The 23,643-nt window shown below is 63.4% G+C and carries 23 protein-coding genes and 1 pseudogene; 5 read left to right on the top strand and 19 right to left on the bottom strand.

Translation table 11 applies throughout. The annotated features are described in order from the left end of the window. Positions 1-370, top strand: a pseudogene (locus GPA21_RS11330) (type 2 periplasmic-binding domain-containing protein); the annotation flags it as partial. Between the two features lie 82 nt (positions 371-452). Here GPA21_RS11330 and GPA21_RS11325 read toward each other — a convergent pair. The 6 genes from GPA21_RS11325 to GPA21_RS11300 are packed head-to-tail and all read right to left on the bottom strand — an operon-like array spanning position 453 to position 7,335. Then, positions 453-2,252 carry an acyl-CoA dehydrogenase gene (locus GPA21_RS11325; RefSeq protein ID WP_168988274.1) on the bottom strand — a complete coding sequence of 600 codons (1,800 nt, stop codon included), beginning with the start codon at positions 2,250-2,252 and terminating at the stop codon, positions 453-455. Positions 2,253-2,283: 31 nt separating this feature from the next. Continuing rightward, a complete protein-coding gene (locus GPA21_RS11320) occupies positions 2,284-2,703 on the bottom strand; it encodes an acyl-CoA thioesterase (RefSeq protein ID WP_168988273.1) in 420 nt (139 codons plus the stop codon). Between the two features lie 19 nt (positions 2,704-2,722). Beyond that, positions 2,723-3,490, bottom strand: coding sequence for a 3-hydroxyacyl-CoA dehydrogenase (locus GPA21_RS11315; protein ID WP_168988272.1), 768 nt, complete (start codon positions 3,488-3,490; stop codon positions 2,723-2,725). 9 nt (positions 3,491-3,499) lie between these two features. After that, entirely contained in the window at positions 3,500-4,762 is a 1,263-nt protein-coding gene (locus tag GPA21_RS11310; protein ID WP_168988271.1) for a thiolase family protein, read from the bottom strand. Then, positions 4,759-5,529 (bottom strand): crotonase/enoyl-CoA hydratase family protein, encoded by a 771-nt coding sequence (locus tag GPA21_RS11305; RefSeq protein WP_168988270.1) that lies wholly within the window; start codon positions 5,527-5,529, stop codon positions 4,759-4,761. Before GPA21_RS11305 ends, GPA21_RS11310 begins: the two co-directional genes overlap by 4 nt. A gap of 15 nt (positions 5,530-5,544) precedes the next feature. After that, entirely contained in the window at positions 5,545-7,335 is a 1,791-nt protein-coding gene (locus GPA21_RS11300) for a feruloyl-CoA synthase (protein WP_339379889.1), read from the bottom strand. Between the two features lie 280 nt (positions 7,336-7,615). Here GPA21_RS11300 and GPA21_RS11295 point away from each other — a divergent pair, with 280 nt between their 5' ends. Then, positions 7,616-8,518, top strand: coding sequence for a TetR/AcrR family transcriptional regulator (locus GPA21_RS11295; RefSeq protein ID WP_168988268.1), 903 nt, complete (start codon positions 7,616-7,618; stop codon positions 8,516-8,518). Here the strand turns inward: GPA21_RS11295 and GPA21_RS11290 are convergent. Continuing rightward, positions 8,496-9,410, bottom strand: coding sequence for a helix-turn-helix domain-containing protein (locus tag GPA21_RS11290; RefSeq protein ID WP_168988267.1), 915 nt, complete (start codon positions 9,408-9,410; stop codon positions 8,496-8,498). The genes GPA21_RS11295 and GPA21_RS11290 overlap by 23 nt on opposite strands. Before the next feature lie 212 nt (positions 9,411-9,622). Between GPA21_RS11290 and pobA the strand changes: the two genes are divergently transcribed. Next, complete coding sequence (pobA, locus tag GPA21_RS11285; protein ID WP_168988266.1) at positions 9,623-10,810, top strand: 4-hydroxybenzoate 3-monooxygenase; 1,188 nt, start codon at positions 9,623-9,625, stop codon at positions 10,808-10,810. A gap of 23 nt (positions 10,811-10,833) precedes the next feature. Here the strand turns inward: pobA and GPA21_RS11280 are convergent, their stop codons facing one another. Genes GPA21_RS11280 through GPA21_RS11245 form a run of 8 tightly spaced genes read right to left on the bottom strand, consistent with a single transcriptional unit; the run spans position 10,834 to position 17,946 of the window. After that, the gene (locus tag GPA21_RS11280) at positions 10,834-11,856 is read right to left on the bottom strand and encodes an aldo/keto reductase (protein WP_168988265.1); all 1,023 of its coding nucleotides are present in this window, start codon (positions 11,854-11,856) and stop codon (positions 10,834-10,836) included. Between the two features lie 17 nt (positions 11,857-11,873). Beyond that, a complete protein-coding gene (locus GPA21_RS11275; RefSeq protein WP_168988264.1) occupies positions 11,874-12,833 on the bottom strand; it encodes a Gfo/Idh/MocA family oxidoreductase in 960 nt (319 codons plus the stop codon). Then, on the bottom strand, positions 12,834-13,688 hold the full coding sequence (locus GPA21_RS11270) for a class III extradiol dioxygenase subunit beta (RefSeq protein WP_168988263.1): 855 nt from the start codon (positions 13,686-13,688) through the stop codon (positions 12,834-12,836). It abuts the gene before it with no gap. Between the two features lies 1 nt (position 13,689). Then, complete coding sequence (gene ligA / locus GPA21_RS11265; RefSeq protein WP_168988262.1) at positions 13,690-14,136, bottom strand: protocatechuate 4,5-dioxygenase subunit alpha; 447 nt, start codon at positions 14,134-14,136, stop codon at positions 13,690-13,692. Between the two features lies 1 nt (position 14,137). After that, positions 14,138-15,076: an amidohydrolase family protein gene (locus tag GPA21_RS11260; RefSeq protein ID WP_168988261.1), complete on the bottom strand. Its 939-nt coding sequence runs from the start codon at positions 15,074-15,076 to the stop codon at positions 14,138-14,140. Between the two features lie 58 nt (positions 15,077-15,134). Further along, entirely contained in the window at positions 15,135-15,830 is a 696-nt protein-coding gene (ligK, locus tag GPA21_RS11255; RefSeq protein WP_211163550.1) for a 4-carboxy-4-hydroxy-2-oxoadipate aldolase/oxaloacetate decarboxylase, read from the bottom strand. Positions 15,831-15,832: 2 nt separating this feature from the next. Next, a complete protein-coding gene (locus tag GPA21_RS11250; protein WP_168988260.1) occupies positions 15,833-16,858 on the bottom strand; it encodes an amidohydrolase family protein in 1,026 nt (341 codons plus the stop codon). Next, a complete protein-coding gene (locus GPA21_RS11245; protein ID WP_168988259.1) occupies positions 16,855-17,946 on the bottom strand; it encodes a 4-oxalomesaconate tautomerase in 1,092 nt (363 codons plus the stop codon). The genes GPA21_RS11250 and GPA21_RS11245 overlap by 4 nt, the downstream gene beginning before the upstream one ends. 252 nt (positions 17,947-18,198) lie before the next feature. On the opposite strand from GPA21_RS11245, the gene GPA21_RS11240 reads away from it, so the two are divergent. Next, complete coding sequence (locus GPA21_RS11240) at positions 18,199-19,122, top strand: LysR substrate-binding domain-containing protein (RefSeq protein ID WP_168988258.1); 924 nt, start codon at positions 18,199-18,201, stop codon at positions 19,120-19,122. A gap of 342 nt (positions 19,123-19,464) precedes the next feature. Here the strand turns inward: GPA21_RS11240 and GPA21_RS11235 are convergent, their stop codons facing one another. The 4 genes from GPA21_RS11235 to GPA21_RS11220 all read right to left on the bottom strand — a co-directional run bounded on the left by GPA21_RS11235 (position 19,465) and on the right by GPA21_RS11220 (position 22,859). Next, complete coding sequence (locus GPA21_RS11235; RefSeq protein ID WP_168988257.1) at positions 19,465-20,409, bottom strand: metallophosphoesterase; 945 nt, start codon at positions 20,407-20,409, stop codon at positions 19,465-19,467. Next, positions 20,406-21,653: a glycosyltransferase family 4 protein gene (locus tag GPA21_RS11230; RefSeq protein ID WP_168988256.1), complete on the bottom strand. Its 1,248-nt coding sequence runs from the start codon at positions 21,651-21,653 to the stop codon at positions 20,406-20,408. Before GPA21_RS11230 ends, GPA21_RS11235 begins: the two co-directional genes overlap by 4 nt. A 71-nt stretch (positions 21,654-21,724) precedes the next feature. Beyond that, complete coding sequence (locus GPA21_RS11225; protein WP_168988255.1) at positions 21,725-22,096, bottom strand: diacylglycerol kinase; 372 nt, start codon at positions 22,094-22,096, stop codon at positions 21,725-21,727. A 76-nt stretch (positions 22,097-22,172) separates the two neighbouring features. After that, entirely contained in the window at positions 22,173-22,859 is a 687-nt protein-coding gene (locus GPA21_RS11220) for an HAD family hydrolase (RefSeq protein ID WP_168988254.1), read from the bottom strand. Positions 22,860-22,986: 127 nt separating this feature from the next. Here GPA21_RS11220 and GPA21_RS11215 point away from each other — a divergent pair. Beyond that, positions 22,987-23,643, top strand: a 657-nt coding sequence (locus GPA21_RS11215; RefSeq protein WP_168988253.1) for a glycosyltransferase, incomplete at its 3' end; no start/stop codon positions are given.

The following is a 23,643-nucleotide window of genomic DNA, read 5'->3' as shown; positions in this document are numbered from 1 at the left end:
GGTGAACACCCACACCGTGTTTGGCGGCGACCACAGCTTCTACACCACCTTCTTCATCTTCGGCATGAACAAGGCCAGCTACGACCGACTGCCCGACGATCTCAAGGCGGTCATCGACGCCAACTCGGGCATCGAAACCTCTGCCTGGGTCGGTCGTGTGATGGATGAGGGTGACGAGCCCGGCCGCAACGCTGCAATCGCGCGCAACAACACCATCGTCACCATCGAAGGTGAAGAACTCACCCGTTGGCAAACCGCCGCCCAGCCGGTAATCGACGGCTGGATCGAGGAAATGACCGGTCGTGGAATCGACGCCGCCACGCTGCTGTCCGACCTCCGCGCCCTCATCGCGGAGGAAGCTGCCCGCTGATCCGGCAGCCGGGGCGGTGTTCGCACCGCCCCGAAATGGCCCACCCGACGCATTGCGCCGACAGCCGGCATCGAGAGTCGCGTCAGAGCATGCGCACATTGAAGCGATCGACCTCCGTTCCACCATTCATCATGGCAGCGGCATACGCTACCGATTGCGGTCCTTCGTAGGCCATGTAGAAGCGCGCGATGTCGATCAGACTCTGCAGGTAGCCCGAGTCTCCCTCACCTGCACTCAGCTTGCCGACGGCCGCTTGGGCGACACGGGCCAGCTGCCAGCCACCTGCGACGACACCGAACAAGTGGAGAAACGGCACGGCACCCCCGAGCACACTTCCCAAGCTCTCGCTGCCGTTCGCAAGCACCCAGTTCAACGCACGGTCGAGTTCATCGGCGATATCGCCAAGCCTGTTGCCGATCAACGGCAAAGCTGCGTCCCTGCCATCCTGTTGCAGTTCCACGGCAGTGGCCCGAATCTCCTTGATCAGCTCGGCGAGCGTCTCACCGTTCTCACGCAGAATCTTGCGACCCACCAGGTCATTAGCCTGAATGCCGGTTGTACCCTCATAGATCGTGATGATGCGGGCGTCGCGGAACAACTGGGCGATGCCGGTCTCCTCAACGAAGCCCATGCCGCCGAACACCTGCAACGCATCGTCGCAGACCTCGTTGCCGACCTCGGTGCACCAGCCCTTTGCCACCGGCATCAACACGTCGACGAAACGCCGGTGGCGTTCAGCCACGACCGGGTCGGGATGGTGATGTGCGATATCGAACCAGCCCGCAGCGCTGTAGAGCAGCGCACGCATCGCGAGGATCCGCGCTCGCATCGCCATCAGCATGCGCTTGACGTCCGAATGATGAACGATCGGCGAACCTGCCTCGCCACTGACCGCATTGCGTCCCTGAACCCGCTCGCGGGCGTACGACAGGGCATACTGGTATGCGCGCTCGGCTAGTCCGAGGCCCTGCACGCCGACTCCGAACCGCGCCTCGTTCATCATGATGAACATGCTCTCCAGGCCGCGATTTGGCTTCCCCACCAGCCAGCCGACGGCCCCGCCCCGATCACCGTAGCTCATCGTGCACGTGGGGCTGCCATGTATGCCCATCTTGTGTTCGATCGAAATACAGCGCAGGTCGTTCTTCTCGCCGGGTTGGCCTTCGGCGTCGAGCAAGTATTTGGGAACGATGAACAGCGACAGGCCCTTCACCCCTTTCGGGGCGTCCTGCAGCCGGGCCAGCACCAGGTGCACGATGTTGGGCGTGAGTTCGTGCTCCCCGTAGGAAATGTAAATCTTCTGCCCGAAGAGGCGGTAGCTGCCATCGGTCTGCGGTTCGGCCCGGGTGCGCGTAGCGGCCAGATCCGAGCCGGCCTGCGGTTCGGTGATGTTCATCGTGGCGCCCCACTCGCCGCTCACGATCTTGTGCAACCAGGTCTGCTTCTGCTCCTCGCTTGCGGCGATCTGCAGCGCCTCGGCCTGGCTCACGTTGAGCTGCGGCAGCATCGTGAAGGCCATGTTGGTCGAGAACCACATTTCCCAGACCGGTGTGGACACCAGTTTGGGCAGGCCTTGTCCGCCAAACGCGACCGGTGCCGACAGCCCTATCCAGCCGGACTCGCGGAACTGGTCGTAGGCCGCCTTCCAGCCGCTGGGCGTCTCGACCCTGCCGTCCGCGTTGAGTCGGCAGCCTTCGATGTCGCCCTGCCGGTTGATCGGCGCGAGCACGCCTGCGGCGAATCGTCCGGCTTCCTCAAGAATCGCGGCTACGACATCCTCGCCGGCCTCTTCGCAACCGGGAAGCGAGGCGATCAGATCGAGTCCGGCGAGCTCGGACAGGATGAAGCGCATGTCGCGCAACGGGGGTACGTAATCGATCATTGCGCAAGACTCCCTTAGGCTGGCCTTGGTTTCAGCTGCAGCTCATCCGGATATCCTCTGGAATCGGCACTGCCTTGATGCGCAAAGGATTCTCGGGATCTTCAATCGCGAACACCCGAACCTCGCGTCCCTCGCACAAGACCGTATCGCCACGGCGAGCCACATGGCGCATGACGAAGCTCTTGGTGTTCCAGGCCACGACCGAGGATTCGATCTCGATGTCCTCACCATAGGTGGCCGAGTTCATGAATTTCGCCTGCGCATCCACCATAGGTGTGCCAATGATGCCGCGCTGCGCCTTGGTCTCACGCCAGCTCGGCACGCCGCAGGCGGTGAAGAACTCGCGGCTGGCGGTGTCGAACCATTTGAAGTAGTTGGCGAAGAAGACGATCTGCGCGGGGTCGCAGTCGCTGAAAGCAATGCGCATGCGATAGATGTGACTACGGGCCATGTATATTCCTCGTTGGGTTTCAGCGCGGTGTGAGTCGGATCGCGCCGTCCAGGCGAATGGTTTCGCCGTTGATCATGATGTTGTCGACGATGCTGCACACCAGCCGGGCGAACTCCTCGGGTTGCCCCAGCCGCGGTGGAAACGGCACCGATTCGCCAAGGGACTGCCGCACCTCGGGCGGCAGGGTGTGCATCATCGGCGTCAGGAACAGCCCCGGCGCGATCGTCACCACGCGGATGCCGGAACGCGCGAGCTCGCGCGCTATCGGCAGTGTCATCGAGACGATGCCGCCTTTGGAGGCCGCATACGCCGCCTGCCCGACCTGACCTTCGTAGGCAGCGACCGACGCGGTATTGACGATCACCCCGCGTTCACCGTCGGCCTGCGGCTCACCCGCCGCCATCGCTTCGGCGGCGAGCCGAATCATGTTGAAGCTGCCGACCAGGTTCACCTCGATCACGCGGGAGAACGCCTCCAGCGGCATCGCACCCTCGCGCCCGAGCACCCTGGCTGCGTTGCCAATACCCGCGCAGTTGATCAGGCCCTGAAGGCCACCAAAGCGCGCGGTCGCCGTCACGACGCAGGCTGTCGCGTCGGCGACATCGGCCACGTTGGTCCTGGCGAACACCGTCCGCCCGCCCAGTTCGGCAGCCAATGCCTCGCCAGCTTCGACATTGAGATCCGCGATCACCACGTTCGCCCCGGCCTTGTGCAGGGCACGCACCGAGGCCTCACCCAGCCCGGATGCGCCACCGGTGACGATGAAGGTGTTGTTTTCGAACTTCATGCCCCCTCCTCAGCCGACATGCTCGACTACGATGGCCACACCCTGGCCACCCCCGGCACAGGCCGAGGACACACCGTAGCGCCCGCCGCTGCGGGCGAGTTCACGCGCAACTGTCATGGTCAGGCGCACTCCGGACGCCCCCAGCGGATGACCGATCGCAATCGCCCCGCCATTGACGTTGCTCTTGTCGCGGTCCAACCCCAGTTCGCGCTCGCAGGCGAGGTACTGCGCCCCAAAGGCCTCGTTGATCTCGATGCGGTCCAGATGCCCGACCGTGATCCCGGCGCGCTTCGCGGCCGCGCGAATCGCCGGAGCCGGTCCGATGCCCATGATCTCCGGCGGCACCGCGACGGCGGCGCCGGCCACGATGCGTGCCAGCGGCCGGATGCCATTGGCTCGCACCCAGTCGCCGCGGGCGACGATTACCGCCGCAGCGCCGTCGACGATGGCCGAACTGTTGCCCCCGGTCTGCACGCCACCGAAGGCCGGGCGCAGCTTCTGCAGGGTCTCGAAGGGCGTCGGACGTACATGACCGTCGCGGTCGAAGATCGGAGCACGATCGGCGAGCTTCAGCCCGCGTGGGTTGTAACCGGCCAGTTCCCAGGTGCTGTTGACCACCGGCGTAACCTCATCGGCGAAGTAGCCCGATTCCCAGGCCGCGGCCGCCCGCGCGAAACTCTGCGCCGCGAAACGGTCCACGTCTTCGCGCGAGATGCCGTAGGACCTGGCGAGATTCTCGGCTGTATCGCCCATGCTGTCGCCGGGCGCGGTGTCCTTCGTAGCTTCCCAGAGGAAGTCCTTGAACTCGACCTGCCCCATGCGGAAACCGGCCCGGTGCGTATAGGAAGCAACCGGATTGCGCGACATCGACTCGGTACCCACACACAGCACCACACCGGCCTTGCCGAGCTTGATCTGGTCGGCCGCGGTCAGGATGGTCTCGAACCCGGTGCCGCACAGGCGCTGCACCAGCACCGCCGGTACCGCCGGATTCACGCCGGAATACAGGCCGACATGGCGAGGCAGGAAATAGGCGTCGAAACTCGATTGCGCCATGTTGCCAGCGATGATCGCACCGACCTCGCCAGCGGGAATGCCGCTGCGCTCGAACAGCGCACGTGCGGCGAAAATACCCAGATCGGTCGGCGACACGTCGCGCAACACGCCGTTGTAGTCTGCGAAAGGCGTGCGCTGCCCCGCCACCAGCCAGATGTCGTCGTAGTCGCTGACGAGCGCGTGCGCTTCCGAAGCGCTGTAGTCGTGCGTACTCATGCCTGCGGCCCCTTGCCCTTGCGTTGCAGGAAATGCCCGATGCGCGCTACCACCTCCGGACTCGTCTGGGTCAGTGCGGCAGTCAGCGATTCGACGAACAGGCCGTCGTCCGAAGCCATGTTGTGGATGCGCGAAATCGCGCTGACCATCGCCCAGTTGGCCATTGGAGCGTTCTCGGCGATGCGCTCGGCTAGCTCGCGAGCCTTGGCCAACGCCTCACCCCTTCCGACGACGTAATGCGACAGTCCCAGGTGCTGACCTTCGTCGGCATCGAGGATCCGGCCGGTGAGCATCATTTCGCACATCCGCCCCGGACCGATCAGCTTGGCGACCCGTACCGACGCACCGCCCCCGACGAAGATGCCATGCCGACCTTCGGGCAACTGGTAGATCGTGTGCGGCTCAGCGACCCGCACATGCGTCGCGGTCGCCAGTTCCAGTCCACCGCCGATGACCGCGCCGTGCAGCGCGGCGACCACCGGAATACCGCCGTTCTCGATGCGGTCGAAGATACGATGCCAGCCGCGCGAATGCTGCATCACCCCGAACGGCTCACGATGCTGATGCTCGGTAAGATCCAGCCCGGCGCAGAAATGATCCCCCGCACCAGCGAGGATGATCACGCGCGTCTCTTCGGGCGTGGTGATCAGGGCCTGCTCCAGCGCTGCGAGCAGACGATCGCTGACCGCGTTGCGCTTTTCGGGGCGGTTCAGCGTGATGGTGTAAATGACGCCGTCCAGCGACGTCGTGACGAGTTTTTCGCTCATGAATTCAAGTCCTTGTCACTTCTGGTCTGCGGCGGCGCGCACGGTGATGATGCTCTTGTCGGGCACGTCGGAATAGAGGAAGTCCACCAGATCTGCGCGGCGGCTGCGCACGATGCGCTGGTTGATGTAGCCCTTGTCGGTGATCTCGCCGGCCTCGACCGATGGCGGTTCGGCCATCAGCATCGCACGCGCCGGATAGGTCGATGATCCACCACCCAACTGCTTCATCAGTGCCATGCCCTGGCGCACCCGGTTGACGACCGCCGGACTGGAGAGCACGTCCTCCACCGGCGCGTCCTCCGGCAACCCGCGGCACAGGGCACGGCATTCGGGAATGTTCGGGAAGATCAGGAAGCCCACCTCGTCCAGGTCGTGCCCGGTGACCACAATGTCCTGCGCGACCGGCTTGAGCGCGTCAATGCCCTTCACGCGCAGCGACCCTACATGCACCCAGGTGCCGGTGAGCAGCTTGAAGTCCTCGCCTACACGACCATCGAAGAGCAGGCCTTGCTCCGGACGCTCCGGATCGACGAATTCCACCGCATCGCCGATCATGTAGAAGCCTTCGTCGTCGAAGGCGGCTCGGCTCAGGTCAGCCTGCTTCCAGTAGCCAGGAAAGACGTTCGGCCCTTTGACACGTACTTCCAGCTTGTCCGCCACGGGCAACAGCTTAAGTTCGGTGCCAGGCACCGGCACCCCAATCACGCCAGGCCGCACCGCCGGAAAGTGGCACTCGGTGCACATCGGCGCCGTCTCGGTGGAACCCCAGGAAGACACCATCATCACGCGGCTACCCGTCGTCTGTTCCGACAAGGTCTCCAGTGATGACCACAGGTGTTGCGGAAGTGCAGCACCCGCGTAGAAGATCAGGTTCAGTTGATTGAAGAAACGGTCACGCAAGCCGGCATCTTCGCGCAGATAGGGGACCAGCATGTCGTAGGCGCGGGGGACGTTGAAATGAATCGTCGGCGAAATCTCCTTGAGATTTCGTATCGTCTTCTCGATAAGCCCGGGCATGGGCTTGCCTTCGTCGATGTAGAGGGTGCCGCCCCAGCGCATGACCAGATTGAAATTGTGGTTGCCACCGAAGGTATGGCTCCACGGCAACCACTCGACCAGCACTGGCCGGTTGACCTTCAGGAACGGCCACACCAACTCCTTGGCGAGTTGGTTCGAGCACAGCATCCGGTGGGTATTGATCACGGCCTTGGGCGTGCCAACCGAGCCCGAAGTGAACAGGAACTTGGCGATGGTGTCCGGTGTGATGCTTGCGAAGGCGGCCATCACTGCTGCTTCGTCCACCACAGCCTCGAGCTCTGCAAAGGGAATCGCGCCCGCGACGCAGCTTCCCCGGCTTCCGGCCACGACCACGCCCTCGTGCAGCCGCGCCACTGCATCCAATGCCGGACCGAATCGCTCGACCGGCTCGGCGAAGATCACACCCGGACGCAACAGCTCAATATTTGCCCTGAGCTTGGCGAAATCCCGCGACATGAGCGAACTCCCGGACGAGATCGCGCATACCGGCACCCCGACATGCATGGCGGCAAGCGCCAGAATCGCGTGTTCGATCGAGTTGTCCGAGAGGATCACCACCGGTCTTTCGGCCGAAAGGTTCTGCTTGAGCAACCAGGTCGCAACCGCAACGACGCGTCGCCGCGCCTGCCCGTAGGTCAGCTTGACCCAGTCTCCGTCCACTCCGCGCTCGGCAAGAAAGAGACTGTCGGGCTCCAGTCGCGCCCAATGCTCGAGCCATTCACCGACACACCTCTCGATCGCATCCGGCAGGGGTATTGCCGAACGCAAGATCCGAACGCCTCCGGGGCGAACTTCCACCTCAACCCGAGGCTCTGCAAACAAGTCTCCGGCGTCTCTTATCACTGTCTCCATCGGGTTCTCCAGCCCTGTGTGTGTCATCCGGGCACGCTGTGCCCGCCATGACGCAAGGTACCGCACGCCGGACTACCTTGTCAAACACTTGTTCATTTAGTTAGTCGGTGACTATATCCACATACAACAGGCTGGCACATGGCTTGCACACGGGGATATCATCGCCCACGGACCGACCACGCCGAAACCGATCAACATGACCACACCCCCGCTCGAGAGCTGTCGGACATCGCTCAGTCACGCCGTCGAGGCGGAGATCCTCCGCGTCGCGCGAGAAGCACCCGAACTGGGTCAGGCAGCGGTGGCAGAGCGAATGCGAGCGCTCGGTCTGCGTGTCTCTCCGTCCGGCGTCCGCTACATCTGGCAACGCCACGGTCTCGAGACTGCAGTGAAGCGTTTGCAGGCACTGGCAGAGTCATCCGACAGGGGGCTCGCGTCCTTGACCGAGCGACAGCGGCGCCAGGTGGAACGTGGGCGACTGAGTGCTCGCCTGGCACAGGCTGCCACCCAGGACAACACTGGCGATGCCCCACCGGAAAGAGCCCGCATCATTCTCGATGCCGCAGCCGAGCTCTTCTCGGCTCGCGGCTACGATCGCACGTCGATGCGCGATATCGCGCATCAGGCCGGACTGCTGCCCGGCTCGGTCTATCACCATTTCGCATCGAAGGAGGACCTCTATGTTGCGGTCCAGCAGGAAGGTCTCAGAATCGTCGCCGCCCGGGTACGCGCAGCAGCTGCGGGCGGACGGGACCCCTGGGAACGTCTACGCCTCGCCTGCGAAGTTCACGTCACCGGACTGGTGGAAGGCACGCCGGTAGATCGGCTCACCGGCCACAACCTGGCGATGATCGGCGATCAGGCGATGCTGGAACGCATCCAGCCCTTTCGCGAAACCTACGAACAGCTATTTCGCGAGTTCATCGACGCACTGCCGCTTGCCGCGGATACCGATCGCCGTCTGCTGCGTCTCATGTTGCTGGGGGCCATGAACTGGGTGCACATCTGGTACCGCGAAGGATCGAGAAGCCCCCGGGACATCGCCGACCGTATGGTCGACATGCTGCGCTACGGCGTCAGTGCCCGTGCTGAGGCCTGAGGCTGGGTGCATGCCGCGCGCGGTACGCTGAAGGCGGCACCCCCTCCACACGCGAGAAGAAACGTGTGAAATAGGCCGGATCCTTGAAACCCAGCGCATAGCCGATCGCGGTGACATCGAGGTCCGAATACACCAGCAATCGGCGCGCCTCGAGCAGCAGCCGCTGGTGAATCATCGTCTGCGCACTTCGACCGGTCTCGCGACGACAGCTATTATTCAGTTGTGTGGTCGACACACCAAGTCGATCCGCGTAGAACGCCAGCGGCAGCCATTCCCGAAAATGTCGTTCGACCAACTCGGCAAAACGCTCGACTCGCAGCCGGAACCGGCTGCGCCCAGCCTCGCCTCCAAGCTCATCGGCTGCGCGCGCCACAGTCACAAGTATCTGCGCGAGTGCGGACAGCATCATCGCCAGGCGGCCCGGCGAATCGCCTCCATACTCACGTATCAATTGTGTGAACTGATGTCGAACCGTGCCGAGCTGCTCCGGGTGATCGCTCAGCGCGCAGTGGCTCGCCTTCCCCACTGCTTCGCGCAATTCGGTGGCCTGTGCGAACAGCTCACCGGGCAGGTATTCCGGCAAGGTGACGATATGCCCGACGATATCGCTCGAGAAACGAAAACCGTGAACCACCCGCGCTGGCATGTAGACCAAACAGGGCAACGGCAGAGACAGCTTTCGCGTCTCGACCTTCATCTCGGCCTGCCCCATCTCGAGAAACAGCAGCTGTACCAGACTGTCGTGACTGTGCGGCGCTATCTCCCAATCGTGCAGCGCGCTGCGCGCCGCGATCGTCTCGTAATGCACCGGCTCGGGCGTCGGCCAGAGGCGCTGTTCGCCAAAGAGCTTGTAGCTCGGTACAGAGTCGGGAATGTTCGAAAGTTTGTTCATGTTCGGGCGCCTGATTGGTAAAGCCCGTAGCCGCCGGTTTGAACACACGCTCGCCGACTCGCCACACCAGGTGCGCGAACGCACGCGCACGCCGAATGAAAGCACACTCTCGGAGTTTCGAAAAGTACAAGACTTGACCGTCAAAACTCCAAGCAAGGCTTCTTGTGCGCTCGTATATTGCAAGCTCAATAACCATAACGGAGACACAAATCATGCACACTCAAGTCGGCATCATCGGCGCGGGACCCTCCGGCCTCTGCCTCGCACTGCTGCTCAGCCGCGAGGGCATCAAGAGCGTAATTCTCGAGCGCCAGAACCGCGAACACGTGGAGAGCCGCATCCGCGCGGGCATTCTCGAGCAGGGCATGGCGGACCTGATGCGCAAGGCCGGCGTCGGCGCACGCATGGATCGCGAAGGCCTGTTGCACGACGGTATCGTGCTCGCCTTCAACGGCCGCATGGAACGCATCGACATGGCCTCGCTCACCGGGGGCAAGCAGGTAATGGTTTATGGCCAGACCGAACTGACCAAGGACTTGTACGACGCGGTGCTGCAGGATCCGAACATCACCGTCATCTTCGAGGCCCGTGGCGTGCATCCGGTCAGCTTCCTTGAAGGCAAGCCGGCCATCGAGTACGTGCAGGACGAGAAGCACGTGCGCATCGAGTGCGACTACATCGCTGGCTGCGACGGGTACCACGGTGCCTCACGCGCCTCGGTGCCGCGCGACATGATCACCGAATACGAGCGCATCTACCCCTTCGGCTGGCTCGGCCTGCTGTCGGACACGCCGCCAGTGCACGAAGAGCTGATCTACGCGAACCACAAGCGCGGTTTCGCACTATGCTCGATGCGCTCCCACACCCGCAGCCGCTACTACATCCAGGTCGGGCTGGACGAGAAAGTCGAGGACTGGTCCGATGACCGCTTCTGGGATGAACTGCGCCGTCGTCTGCCACCCGAGGTCGCCGAAAAGATGGTCACCGGCCCGTCGATCGAGAAGAGCATCGCGCCGCTGCGCAGCTTCGTCGCCGAGCCGCTGCGCTTCGGCAACATGTTCCTTGTCGGCGACGCCGGCCACATCGTGCCGCCGACCGGCGCCAAGGGCCTCAACCTCGCCGCATCCGACATGTACTACCTGTCGACCGCGCTCATCGCCTGGTACAAAGACGGCCGCAGCGACCTGCTCGACCGCTACTCCGAGGTCGCGCTGCGCCGCGTCTGGGCGGCGGTGCGCTTCTCGTGGTGGTTCACCTCGATCTCGCACAAGTTCAACGACGACCCCATCGAGCACAAGATCCAGCTCGCCGAGCTCGACTACCTCATGAGCTCCAAGGCCGGCCAGACAACCATCGCCGAAAACTACGTAGGCCTGCCCTTCGATCCCGACTTCGTCTGACACCGCGCTCCGCCCGACTGTCGTCAGGCGGGGCGAAATTCCTCGGTATCGATCTCCGCCTGCGTCGCCTCCGGGTAGCGCGGGCCGGACACGGTGCGCTCGTTGATCAGGTCGTCTATGCGCTGAAGGAGCGCCTGATCAAACCGGACATCAGCCGCGCCGAGGTTTTCCTCGAGGTGTTCGATACGACTGGTGCCGGGGATCGGCAGGATGTCATCGCCCTTGGCGAGTACCCAGACAATTGCGAGCTGGGCCGGAGTGCAACCGGCCTCCCGCGCGAGTTGGCGGAAGGCGTCCAGCAGCAACAGGTTGGCCTCGAAGTGACCATGCTGGAAGCGCGGCATGCCGCGACGGATGTCCTTGTCGGCGAAGGCGTCGACGGCGGTCGGATCGCGCAGCGCGTCGGCGAGGAAGCCGCGTGCGAGCGGGCTGAAGGCGACGAAGCTCACACCAAGCTCGCGGCATGTTTCGAGCACCGCGATCTCCGGATTGCGGGTCCAGGGCGAATACTCGGTCTGCAGTGCCGCGACAGGATGCACCGCATGGGCGCGACGCAAGGTGTCGGCCGACACTTCCGAAAGACCGATCGTGCGGATCTTGCCCTCGGAGACAAGATCAGCGAGAGCACCGACGCTGTCCTCGATGGGCACCTGCTTGTCCAGACGGTGGAGGTAATAGAGATCGATGACATCGGTTCGCAGATTGCGCAACGAGGCTTCACAGGTCGCCTTGATGGTTGCCGGCCTGCCGTCGATGACCCGGACGAGCTTGCCGTCGCCCTTGACGTCGACACCGGTCATGCCGCACTTGCTCGCCAGAGTGAAGCGCGAGCGGTGCGGGGACAACACCTCGCCGACCAGCTTCTCGTTGGCGCCGAAGCCATACAGCGCGGCGGTGTCGAAATGGGTCACACCCATCTCCAGCGCCCGCAGCAGCAGCTTGCCGCCCTCTTCAGGCGAGGGCGGCACGCCATAGGCATGACTGAGGTTCATGCAGCCCAGGCCGATGGCACCGACATCGAACGGACCGAGTTTGCGTGTCTGCATCGTCCCCACCTCCGCGCTCAACCAGCCGCGTTGAGCTGTTGTTCGAGCTGGTGCAGCACCTTGTAGCACGGAAGCACCTGCGCGACGCTGGCGTTGGGTTCGCGGCCTTCGCGGATCGCGGCGAAGAACTCACGATCCTGCAGTTCGATGCCGTTCATCGACACATCCACCCTGGATACGTCGATCGGCTCTTCCTTGCCGTTGACCAGATCATCGTAGCGGGCGATGTAGGTGCCGGTGTCGCCGATGTAGCGGAAGAACGTGCCGAGCGGGCCGTCGTTGTTGAACGACAGGCTGAGTGTGCAGATCGCGCCGCTGCTGCTCTTCAGCTGGATCGACATATCCATCGCGATGCCGAGCTCGGGATGAATCGGCCCTTGGACCGCGTTGGCCTGCACGATCTCGCCGGCCTGATACGCGAACAGATCGACCGTGTGCGCAGCATGGTGCCACAGCAGGTGGTCGGTCCAGCTGCGCGGCTGGCCGAGCGCGTTCATGTTGGTGCGCCGGAAGAAGTAGGTCTGCACATCCATCTGCTGGACCGCGAACTCGCCGGCCTTGATCTTGTTGTGCACCCACTGGTGACTTGGATTGAAGCGACGGGTGTGGCCGCACATCGCGACCAGACCGGTCTCCTTCTGCAGGCGAGCAACCGCCTCGGCGTCAGCAAGACTGTCGGCGAGCGGGATCTCCACCTGTACGTGCTTGCCCGCCTTGAGGCACTCCATGGCCTGCGAAGCGTGAAGCTGGGTGGGCGTGCACAGGATCACCGCATCGACCTCGGGCAGTGCGAGGCTTTCGGCGAGTTCGGTGGTGACATGGCCGATGCCGTATTTCTCGGCGACCTCGCGGGTCTGCTCGAGACGACGGCCCACCAGCGACACGACCTCGACGCCGTCGATCCTGTTGATGCCGTCCAGGTGCTTGATGCCGAAGGCGCCGGCACCGGCCAGCGCGACCTTGATCGTGTTGCTCATTTATCCGTTCTCCAGAATCAGATGGCCCACCGCGGTGTTCGACGCGGGCACATGGTAGAAACGATGGCGCACCATGGGCGCCGGGCCGCCGGCGACGTCGCTCATCGCACCGCGCGCGATCAGCCACATGACCAGTTCGATGCCCTCGGAACCCGCCTCGCGCACGTACTCGACGTGCGGCACTTCGGACTGCCCGGCCGGGTCGGCGATCAGTCGGTCGAGAAAGGCATTGTCCCACGGCGCATTGATCAGGCCGGCACGCGCACCCTGCAACTGGTGGCTCATGCCCCCGGTGCCCCAGATCTGAACGTTGAGCGGTTCGTCGTAGGACTCGACCGCGCGGCGGATTGCCTGCCCGAGCTGGAAGCAGCGGCGGCCGGAGGGAACCGGATACTGCACCACGTTAACCGCGAACGGGATCACCGGGCAAGGCCACGCCTCGGGCTGCCCGCACATCAGGCTCAGGGGCACGGTAAGCCCGTGATCCACGTCCATCCTGTTGACGATGGTGAGATCGAAGTCGTCCTGGATCACGGACTGGGCGATGTGGGAGGCGAGTTCGGGGTGACCGATGACGGTGGGCACCGGCCGTGCGCCGTAGCCCTCGTCGGCCGGCTTGAACTGGGCCGCGGTGCCGATCGCGAAGGTCGGGATCAACTCGAGGCTGAATGCGGTGGCGTGGTCGTTGTAGACGAGAAAGATCACGTCCGGCTTGTTGTCCTTCATCCACTGCTTGGAGAAGTCATAACCGGCAAATACCGGCTTCCAGTAGTCCTCGCCTGTCTTGCCGTGGTCGATGGCCGCGCCGATGGCCGGCACGTGCGATGTGTAGACCGATGCACTGATGCGTGCCATGTCATGCCTCCTTGTTCTTGCGCCCGGCCGCGCCCTGCGGCTGGTGCTGCGGCTGGGCGTCACCGTCCTCGCCGAGATGGCGGTTGCCTTCGGGGGAGCGACCGCCGCGGATCATCATGTCGCGGTACTCCTCCTCGCTCATGCCGGTCATGCTGCCCGCCATCTGCTGGAAGGACTTGCCGTCGGTCGCGCCGATCTTGGCCAGAAAGTAGATGTTGCCGCCGAGCGAGATCGCGCGGTTGAGGTCGCGGTCGAGCACCGCCTGTTTCTGCGCTTCGCTCATCGGCCATTCGTCGAGATAGGCGCGCTCGCCCGCCTTGAAGCGGACGCGGTTCTCCGCCTTCATCAGCGACATGCAGAACTGGTTGAGCCAGTAGCCCTTTCGCGATTGCTCGGCATCGAAGATCGTGGTGCCGGGAATGTCTACATACGGTTTGTCGAGTGCCATGTCAGCCTCCAGGTGACCGCGTACCACCGGATTCTTCCGGCCAGTACAAGCGCATCGGGTTGTCGACCAGCAGCTTGCGCTGGAGCTCGGCGGTGGGCGCAATGTGGGGAATGAAGTCGACCAGCAGGCCGTCGTCCGGCATGTGGCCCTTGAGATTCGGATGCGGCCAGTCGGTGCCCCAGAGTACGCGATCGGGAAAGGTCTCGACAAGCCGGCGCGCGAACGGCACCACGTCGCGGTAGGCCGCACGTTCGCCGTTCAGCGCTGGCGGCCCCGACACGCTGAGCCGCTCCGGGCAGCTCACCTTGGACCACACGTTCTCGTGCTCGCGCATCAGCTTCACGAACAGCTCGAACTCGGGCCCATCCACCGGCTTGGTGACGTCCGGCCGGCCCATGTGGTCGACGACCACGGTGGTCGGCAGGGCGGTGAAGAAATCCCACAGCTCGGGCAGGTCCACCGCCTCGAAATAGACCACGATATGCCAGCCCAGCGGCGCGATGCGCTTGGCGATCTCAAGCAGTTCGTCCTTGGGTGTGAAGTCGACCAGACGCTTGACGAAGTTGAAACGCACCCCGCGCACACCGACCGCGTCGAGCGCGCGCAGCTCCTCGTCGGTGACGCTGCGCCGAACCGTAGCAACCCCACGCGCCATGCCGTTCGAACCCTCGAGGGCGTCGACCAGCGCGCGGTTGTCGGCGCCATGACACGTTGCCTGCACGACCACGTTACGTTCGAAGCCGAGGTGGTCGCGCAGCGCGAAGAGCTGCTCGCGAGAGGCATCGCACGGCGTGTACTTGCGTTCCGGCGCGTAGGGAAAACGTTCACCCGGGCCGAACACATGGCAGTGGGCGTCAACCGCGCCGGGTGGCGCACGAAAAACCGGGCGGGAAGGATCGGCATACCAGTCCAGCCACCCGGGGGTTTTCTCGAATTGCATGTGACGCTGTCTCCTGTCGGGGCGCAAAAGCCCGTTTTCTTATGATCGCGTTCGCTTCTCAGTCGATGTACTTCAGCCCTGCCTTTTTCAGACCCTCGCGCATCGAATACATGTCGAGCCCGAGCACGCCGGACGCGAGCTTGGCCCGCTTGTCGGCCTCGTTGGCCTCGCGCTTCTCGGCTGCGTCCGCCACCTGCTGTGCGATCGCTGCGGGCACGACGACGACGCCGTCTACATCCGCGACGACGACGTCACCCGGGTTGACCAGCGCGCCGGCGCACACAACCGGCACGTTCACCGACCCCAGCGTGGCCTTGACAGTGCCCTTGGCGTTGATCGCTTTCGAGAAGACCGGAAAGTCCATTTCGGTGAGGTCGGCGACGTCACGCACGCCCGCGTCGATAATCAAGCCGAGCGCGCCGCGGGCCCGGAACGAGGTCGCCAGCAGATCGCCGAAAAAGCCGTCCTCGTTGTCGGTGGTGCAGGCGGCGACCGCGACATCGCCAGGCTGCAGTTGCTCCGCAGCGACATGCATCATCCAGTTGTCGCCCGGTTGCAGCAGAATCGTCACCGCGGTGCCACACACCCGCGCCGTCGGGTAGATTGGCCGCATATAAGGTTTCATCAGGCCGACCCGGCCCATGGCCTCGTGAATGGTGGCGACGCCAAAGCCGGAGAGCTTGGCCACCGCCGCCTTGTCGGCACGCACGATGTTGCGCTTGACGATGCCGAGGTTGTTCATCGCTTGACTCATGCTCACAGCCCCTTTGCCTTGAGCGCCGCGTCCAGGCGCGGATACACCCGCCGGGCATTGCCCTCGTAGATCATGTGACGCTGCTCAGCGGTGAGCTCTGCCGCCTCGATGTAGCGCTTGGTGTCGTCGAAGTAGTGCCCGGTCTCCGGGTCGATGCCGCGCACCGCGCCGATCATCTCGGAGGCGAACAGCACGTTTTCCAGCGGAATCACGTTGGTCAGCAGATCGATGCCGGGCTGGTGGTACACACAGGTGTCGAAGAAGATGTTGTTGAGCAGGTGCTCCTGCAGCTCGGGCTTGTTCAGCGCCTGAGCGAGACCACGGAAGCGGCCCCAGTGGTAGGGCACCGCGCCGCCGCCGTGCGGAATCACGAAGCGCAGCGTGGGGAAGTCCTTGAACAGGTCGGAGGTCAGGCACTGCATGAAGGCGGTGGTGTCGGCGTTCAGGTAGTGCGCGCCCGTCGTGTGGAAGCACTCGTTGCAACTGGTGCTGACATGGACCATTGCCGGGATGTCGTACTCGACCATCTTCTCGTAGACCGGATACCAGTGGCGGTCGTAAAGCGGCGGGCTGGTCCAGTGGCCGCCGGAGGGGTCAGGATTCAGGTTGATGCCGACGAAGCCGTATTCCTTCACGCACTTTTCCAGCTCGGGGATGCAGGTCGCCGGATCGACACCCGGCGACTGGGGCAGCATCGCCGCCCCGATGAAGTTGTCCGGAAAGAGCTGCGACACGCGGTAGCACAGCTCGTTGCAGATCGCCGACCAGGTCGAGCTGGTCTGGAAGTCGCCGATGTGGTGGGCCATGAAGCTCGCCCGAGGCGAGAAGATCGTCAGGTCGAGGCCGCGCTCCTTCATCAGGCGTAACTGGTTGGTCTCGATGGTCTCGCGCAGGTCGTCGTCGCTGATCCTGAGTTCCGACGCGGCCGGCGCGAGCGACGGATCCTTCAGCCCGGCGATCTGGCGATTCCGCCATTCCTCCAGGGCCTTTGGCGCCGTCGTGTAATGACCGTGACAGTCAATGATCATGCTTTCTCTCCATTCCAGACCGCGGCGGGAATCATTACCTCGCCGCGCATGATGAGGCGTGCGGTGCGCAGCAGCGCCGCACGGGTAACGTTCTGCGGGTTGGCGGGATCGGTCTCGAGTTCCACCGAGAACTCGCCGCTCGGATGCTCGACCGACACCGTCTTGACCTGCCCTTCCGGGATCTGCGCGATCCCTTCGGTGACCGAACCGGCGAGTACGCAGGCGGTGCCCACGGTGACCGCGGCCAATACGCCGATCGCGTCATGGCACACATGCGGGATGAAGCAGCGGGTGCTCAGACTACCCCCTTCGCGCGGCGGCGCGACAAGGCACATCTTGGGGTAGGTTCTGGCGCTGACGTCGCCCAGCCCCATCGCTTCGCCCGCAGCCAGACGCAGGCGTTCGATGCGCGCCTTGAGCTCGGTGTCGGCATTGAGTTCGGCGACGCCTTCATAGCCGGTCCGCCCGACATCCACGGCACGAAACATCACCAGCGGCATGCCGTTGTCGATGCAGGTCACCTCGATACCGTCGATCATGTCGCGCACATTGCCAGTGGGCAGCAAACCCGCACACACCGACCCCGCGGTATCGAGAAAGTTGATCTTGATCGGCGCCGCGCCCCCCGGAACACCATCGATGCGTGCCTCGCCCTCGTAGGCCACCTGCCCGCCGGGGGTCTGCACCGTGATGTCGCACTGCATGTCGGTATTGAGCGTCAGCACCCTGAGCGTCGTCGTAGCCCCCTGCGGCGCGACCATGCCGGTCTCGAGTGCAAAGGGGACGACCGCCGCGAGCATGTTGCCGCAGTTTGGTGTGGTGTCGACGATGTCCTTGTCGGGCAGGATCTGTGCAAAGAGGAAGTCGAGATCCACGCCTTCGGTCTCGCTCTTGCGGACGATGCCGACCTTGCTCGTGAGCGGATGCGCCCCACCCAAGCCGTCGATCTGGCGCCGATCGGGCGACCCCATCACGGCGAGCAGAACCGCGTCACGCAAGGCCTTGTCGGCTGGCAGATCGGACTCGTCGAAAAACGGGCCGCGAGACGTGCCGCCGCGCATGAACAGGGTTGGAATCGAAGTCTGCATGGTGCCGGGATACAAATCGTAATGGGCCGATTATTCTCGCCACTGTCGACCAGCGACAGCGCCGGCCCGGTCTAGCTGATATGCCGTACAGACATAGCATTTATCAAGCTATTCCGTTCACGAGATATCCGACCAGCGCGACCAAGTTCAACACTATTGCGCTTGTCACCAAGCATACGAAAGGGCCATTCCCGGAGCCAATACCAGCTATCGCCTTTTGCGATACCTAGGCACTCAACGTAAAATCTGGCTATGGATCTCAAACAACTCGAATACTTCGTGCGGGTTGCCGAACTCGGCAGTTTCACGCGCGCTTCGATCGCCCTGAATATTGCTCAACCCGCGCTGAGCCGTCAGGTCCGCATGCTCGAGGTGGAACTGCGCCAGAATCTGCTGATCCGCAATGGCCGGGGCGTGACGACCACCGAAGCGGGCAAGCTCTTGCTGGAACACAGCCTCGGCATTCTGCACCAGGTCGAGCGCACACGGGAGGAACTCACCCGAGTGCGCGGCGCGCTTGCCGGGCGTGTTGCGCTCGGACTGCCACCCAGCCTCTCGAAGGTGCTGACCGTTCCTCTCACCCGTGAGATCCGTGCTCGACTCCCCGAGGCTTCGCTGTCGATCAGTGACGGGCTGTCGGTCACCATGCAGGAATCCCTCGTCGCCGGGCGGCTCGATATTGCCCTGCTCTACAACGCGCCGCCCTCGCCGGACATCGACACCACGCCGCTACTCGAAGAGGACCTGTTCTTCGTCGAACGCAGGGTTTCAGGAGGCGGCGATCAGCCGATCCGACTTCGCGAGATTGCCGAGCGACCGCTCGTGATCCCGAGCCGCCCGCATTCGCTGCGCATGCTGGTCGAGACCGAACTCGCCAATCTCGGTGTGCATCCGCGCATCGCGATGGAGGTCGATAGCGTCGGCGCCATCCTCGACCTGGTAGCCGATGGTGTCGGTAACGCGGTGCTGTCACGTCATGCGGTGGAAACCTTGGGCAAGCCAGACAGCTTTGTGATGCGTCCGATCGTAGAACCCCGGCTGCGGAGCAAGCTCGCTCTCGCAGTCAGCGCCCGACGCCCGAACACGCTGACCCAGAAATCCATGTTCGAGTTGGTACGGGACACCGCACGTCGTCTGCTGGACGACACACAGGACGGGGCTCAGGCGAGCAGTTGAAGAACGCCGGTTCGCACTTGGCCCAGTTGCAGGTCGGGTTCGCGCTGAGCACTCGTCGCGCAGACATGCTCGCCACCAGGCAACTCTTCGGCATCGACGCGCCTATCCGTACCGTCGGCGCATAACGCGGGCGCTGAAGCTCCGCGCTGCAACCGCTGATGAATCGCGCGCTCGAACTGGATCCGGCCCGGCTTGGAGCATGTTTCGCGAGCAACTATCCGAAGATCGTCATCCGCGCGAAGCGGAGCGACCTTACGCATCGCCTATTATTTGTGCAAGCGCAGAAACCGCTCTGCGAACCTGTCGTTACGCGACTTACTCAAGGCTTATCCACAGCTTTGATCACGTCGATTGTGAGTTATCCGCAGCCCCCATCAAGGCGCTTCCAGCGGACAACACGTCCTCGCTCGTCTTCGAGCAGCTTTTGCCCGACCGCCTGACGAAACGGCTCTCAGCAGGTATGGATGCGTGCTCCATTGCTGCCATCAGCACAGGCTCGGGCATAGTTCCGGGAGCCGGTTCGCTCTCCATGTCGGCATCGACCGACCAGTCGCGCTCGTGCCAGCGTACGATCTCGAAACGACCGTCCAGGTGTTCGACCACCGCACTGCAGGTGTCGACCCAATCGCCGCAGTTGAGATACCGCACCGTGCCGATCATGCGGTCTTCCGGCCAGTGGATGTGCCCGCAGATTACCCCATCGACGCCGCGCAACTCGGCAGCATGCGCCAATGAGCGCTCGAAGTCGAAGATGAAACCTACCGCCTTCTTGACCTTCTGCTTCGCGTAACCCGCCAGGGACCAGTAGCCCGGCACCCTCAACAAGCGCCGCAGACGCGACAGCCAATGATTGACCGACACCAGCGCGTTGTAACCGACATCCCCGAGGATCGCCACCCAGCGATGGTGTCTGGTGACCTGATCGTACTCGTCACCATGCACCAACCAGTAGCGCCGGCCGTCCGCAGCCTCGTGTATCCACTCGGTCGCCACCCGGATGTCGCCGAACGTGACGCCCACGTACTCACGAAGCGCCTCGTCGTGATTGCCGGGAATGAAGACCACGTGCTCCCCGTGGCGCGCACGGCGCAGGATCTTCTGCACCACCGTATTGTGGCTCTCGGTCCAGTGGATGCTGCGACTCATCGCCCAGAAGTCGACGATGTCGCCGATGAGATAGAGGTTCTGTGCATCATGGTCGCGCAGGAATGCAAGCAGACGTTCAGCCTGGCAGGCTCGCGTACCGAGATGAACATCCGAGATGAAGATGGAGCGTACCTGCCTCACCGGGCACGCTCCCGCATCGTGATCGACCCTTTGGACGCTCTTCCGGGGCGCAGCTCACCTCCTCGGGATGAGCGCGCGACCTCACTCAGGCGCTGCTCGAACACGTCATTGACTTCTTCCCAGTCGAAGCGCTCGGCACAATCACGCGCAGCGAGTCCAATCTGAGAGCGCAGATCCGGACGTCCGGCCAGGTGCACCGCCGCGGCCACAAAGCTCTCGGCATCGCCGGGCTCGACGCGAACGCCACTCTCACCATCCACGATCGCCTCCGTGGCTGCCGCATAGTCATAGGCCACGACGGGAAGGCCGCTGGCCATGGCCTCGAGCGTCACGTTGCCGAATGTCTCGCTCAGGCTGGGGAACAGGAACATGTCCGCCGAAGCGTAGTGCTCCGCAAGTGCCAGACCCTGCTGCATGCCGGCAAAGATGACTTCCGGATACGCGCTCTGCAAGCGGCTGCGGGAAGGTCCATCGCCGACGATGACCAGATGCGCGTTCGGCACGCTCTCCCGCAAGGCCCGGTAGGTTCGCAGCAACAACTCAAGATTCTTCTCTGGCGCGACTCTCCCCACACAGCAAGCAACCACCTCGTCCGGTTTCACACCCCACTGCGCACGCAGTGTCTCATTGCGCCTGCTTGGTGCGAACAAACTGCAATCGACCCCCCGCGACACCACCTCCACCCCCCTGAATCCACGATTTGCAAGCGCCGCCTGCATCTCCCGCGTCGGAACGTATGTCTCGGCCGCAAGATTGTGGAACCAGCGCAAATAGCCGGCCACCGCGCCCTTGAACCATGCCATGCCGTAATGGCGGCTGTAGTAGTCGAAATTGGTGTGAAAGTCCGAACTGAGCGGAATGCCCAGTCTTCGTGCAACCAGCACAGCAGCCAGACCAAGCGGCCCTTCTGTGACCACATGAACCAGGTCCGGCCTCTCCCGCTTCCAGTCGGCAAACAACCTCAGGGCGGACGGCAAGCCCATCCGGAGTCCCGGATAACCCGGAATCGGCAAAGAAGCCATCAAGGTCTCGGAGAAACCGGCCTCGCCCGCGGCAGTATCTTTCCGCGACTGCATCGGTCGCAAGAGGCGCACGCGATGTCCGCGGGCGACGAGCCCCTCGACCATGCGGGCGATCGAACGGGCGACGCCGTTTACCTCCGGCGGGTAGGTCTCGGTCACCACGGCCACCGTGAGAAGACGTTCGCCGGAGTGCGATTTGTACGTGAGCGCTGGCTTGTCCATGCGCAGACATTACGCCGCGCCCGAGACAAGCCTGTTACCACGAGATGTCAGAATCATGACATCCGCAAGGTTCAACCACCGAAAAGGACAAGCCCCCAAACGATGGCCACGTTGAACAGGCTGATGAGCACCGCGGCGCTACCGATATCCTTGGCGCGCTTGGCGAGGCGATGATCCTCGAGCGATATCCTGTCGACCGTGGCTTCGATCGCAGAGTTGACGAGTTCGACCACCAGCACGAGAAGCACACTGGCCACCAGCATGGCTTTGGCGACACCGCCCGGTCCGAACCAGAGCCCAATCGGCACCAGCGCGAGAGCAAACCAGAGTTCAGTCCGAAACGCATCTTCGTGACGATAGGCGGCACCCAAGCCCGCCAGTGAATAATGCAAGGCGTTCCAGATCCGCCTCAACCCGGTCTTGCCTTTGTAAGGGCTTTCCATTCTTGCTCCAAATCGAGTGTAGGGACACATGCGGCCAGCGTCCCCAGATCGCCAGTCGGTGGCAATTGACGCAGTTTCAAGGTTCAAGATCAAGAGTGTGCAGCACGCGCGCGCGCAGTTCGTCCGGAGAGCGCGAGATCAACTCCGGCGGTACGTCGAACCTGCCGGTCAGGCGCTCGAACCCTTCGAATCCGTAGGAGACGATAAGCGGATGCATGCCTGCTCCGGTCGCCGCCGCATAATCCTTGTGCTCGTCGCCGCACACGAAGGCATGCGCAGGATTGACACCGAAGGCCTCGCGAACCTGCCGGAAGAATGGCAGTTTGCTTTCGCGCAAGGGAATGCACACGATGTGGTCGATACCCGCCGGATCGACACCATTGCGTTCGAACAACACCTTCAACGTCGTTTCCGGCTCGTTGGTCACGTTGCGACTGACCAGCGCCAATCGCACGCCCGGTGCATCGATCAGCCGGTTCAACAACTCCGCCAGGCCGGGATAGAGCCGCCCACGCTCTCGATAGACCTCAGTCAGGGTCGCAAGCAACTCGTGACGCCGCCGCTTACCGAACTGCTTTCGCAGATTCCCCGGAAACTCCCGCAGACCGCCAAGGTACTTGAACAAGGCCCGCCGTCTCTGGAAACGCTCAAGGTCACCGATTCGCATGCCATGGGCGGCAAAAGTCTCGTCGATCGCACCGAACGCATCGACCAGCGTACCGTCGGCGTCGAAGATCACCAAACGCTCTCGTGTTGCAAACATCGCTCACTCCGGTTGGCACAGCTGTAAGGGGCGGACAAGCCACTGAGGAGACCGCTGTCACGCGGCAGAAACCTGCGCATGTGATGCTTCGGCATCCTTTTACAGATCCGCAGGGACTGGCCCGTCGATGAAGCCGCTTCGCGTACTGATGCTGTCCGATGTTTATTTCCCCCGTGTGAATGGGGTATCCACATCGATCGAAACCTTTCGCCGCTGCCTCTTGAAGCACGCGGTGGAGACTACCGTCATCGCGCCACGATACGGTAGCGAACCCGACGAGGACGGCATCGTCCGTATCGCCGGACGGCCGGTACCCCGCGACCCCGAGGATCGCATCGTATCCTGGCGTGCTCTGCGCAACGCAGCGCAGCGACTCGCCCCTGCCCACGATCTCGTCCATGTGCAAACGCCGTTTCTCGCTCACTACGCCGGGGTCGCTGCCGCCAGGAAACAGGGACTCCCTTGCGTACTGACCTATCACACCTTGTTCGAAGAGTATCTTCAGCACTACATACCATTCGCCCCCGGGCGTGGTCTTCGTGCCCTCGCCCGCAGGATATCGAGATCGCAGTGCGAAGCTGTGGATGCGGTCATAGTGCCGTCGTCCGCAATGCGGGACCGGCTAGCGGACTACGGGGTCCGTTCCCCCATGCAGGTGCTTCCTACCGGCATCCCGCTGGCACGATTCGACCAACGCGACGACGGGGCCTTCCGGAAGCGCCACGACTTGCCGCTCTTCGCACCGCTAGGGCTTTTTGTCGGCAGAGTCGCCCACGAAAAGAAC

It is taken from the genome of Azoarcus taiwanensis (genome assembly GCF_012910885.1).
In the GTDB taxonomy this organism is placed as follows: Bacteria; Pseudomonadota; Gammaproteobacteria; order Burkholderiales; family Rhodocyclaceae; genus Azoarcus_F; species Azoarcus_F taiwanensis.
This window is presented reverse-complemented; position numbering and strand designations above follow the sequence as displayed.

What these genes read in the sequence shown, in the direction of transcription:
- GPA21_RS11325 (WP_168988274.1), bottom strand. Translation starts at nt 2,252, where the DNA reads ATGATCGATTACGTACCCCCGTTGCGCGACATGCGCTTCATCCTGTCC.
- GPA21_RS11320 (WP_168988273.1), bottom strand. Translation starts at nt 2,703, where the DNA reads ATGGCCCGTAGTCACATCTATCGCATGCGCATTGCTTTCAGCGACTGC.
- GPA21_RS11315 (WP_168988272.1), bottom strand. Translation starts at nt 3,490, where the DNA reads ATGAAGTTCGAAAACAACACCTTCATCGTCACCGGTGGCGCATCCGGG.
- GPA21_RS11310 (WP_168988271.1), bottom strand. Translation starts at nt 4,762, where the DNA reads ATGAGTACGCACGACTACAGCGCTTCGGAAGCGCACGCGCTCGTCAGC.
- GPA21_RS11305 (WP_168988270.1), bottom strand. Translation starts at nt 5,529, where the DNA reads ATGAGCGAAAAACTCGTCACGACGTCGCTGGACGGCGTCATTTACACC.
- GPA21_RS11295 (WP_168988268.1), top strand. Translation starts at nt 7,616, where the DNA reads ATGACCACACCCCCGCTCGAGAGCTGTCGGACATCGCTCAGTCACGCC.
- GPA21_RS11290 (WP_168988267.1), bottom strand. Translation starts at nt 9,410, where the DNA reads ATGAACAAACTTTCGAACATTCCCGACTCTGTACCGAGCTACAAGCTC.
- pobA (WP_168988266.1), top strand. Translation starts at nt 9,623, where the DNA reads ATGCACACTCAAGTCGGCATCATCGGCGCGGGACCCTCCGGCCTCTGC.
- GPA21_RS11280 (WP_168988265.1), bottom strand. Translation starts at nt 11,856, where the DNA reads ATGCAGACACGCAAACTCGGTCCGTTCGATGTCGGTGCCATCGGCCTG.
- GPA21_RS11275 (WP_168988264.1), bottom strand. Translation starts at nt 12,833, where the DNA reads ATGAGCAACACGATCAAGGTCGCGCTGGCCGGTGCCGGCGCCTTCGGC.
- GPA21_RS11270 (WP_168988263.1), bottom strand. Translation starts at nt 13,688, where the DNA reads ATGGCACGCATCAGTGCATCGGTCTACACATCGCACGTGCCGGCCATC.
- ligA (WP_168988262.1), bottom strand. Translation starts at nt 14,136, where the DNA reads ATGGCACTCGACAAACCGTATGTAGACATTCCCGGCACCACGATCTTC.
- GPA21_RS11260 (WP_168988261.1), bottom strand. Translation starts at nt 15,076, where the DNA reads ATGCAATTCGAGAAAACCCCCGGGTGGCTGGACTGGTATGCCGATCCT.
- ligK (WP_211163550.1), bottom strand. Translation starts at nt 15,830, where the DNA reads ATGAGTCAAGCGATGAACAACCTCGGCATCGTCAAGCGCAACATCGTG.
- GPA21_RS11250 (WP_168988260.1), bottom strand. Translation starts at nt 16,858, where the DNA reads ATGATCATTGACTGTCACGGTCATTACACGACGGCGCCAAAGGCCCTG.
- GPA21_RS11245 (WP_168988259.1), bottom strand. Translation starts at nt 17,946, where the DNA reads ATGCAGACTTCGATTCCAACCCTGTTCATGCGCGGCGGCACGTCTCGC.
- GPA21_RS11240 (WP_168988258.1), top strand. Translation starts at nt 18,199, where the DNA reads ATGGATCTCAAACAACTCGAATACTTCGTGCGGGTTGCCGAACTCGGC.
- GPA21_RS11230 (WP_168988256.1), bottom strand. Translation starts at nt 21,653, where the DNA reads ATGGACAAGCCAGCGCTCACGTACAAATCGCACTCCGGCGAACGTCTT.
- GPA21_RS11225 (WP_168988255.1), bottom strand. Translation starts at nt 22,096, where the DNA reads ATGGAAAGCCCTTACAAAGGCAAGACCGGGTTGAGGCGGATCTGGAAC.
- GPA21_RS11220 (WP_168988254.1), bottom strand. Translation starts at nt 22,859, where the DNA reads ATGTTTGCAACACGAGAGCGTTTGGTGATCTTCGACGCCGACGGTACG.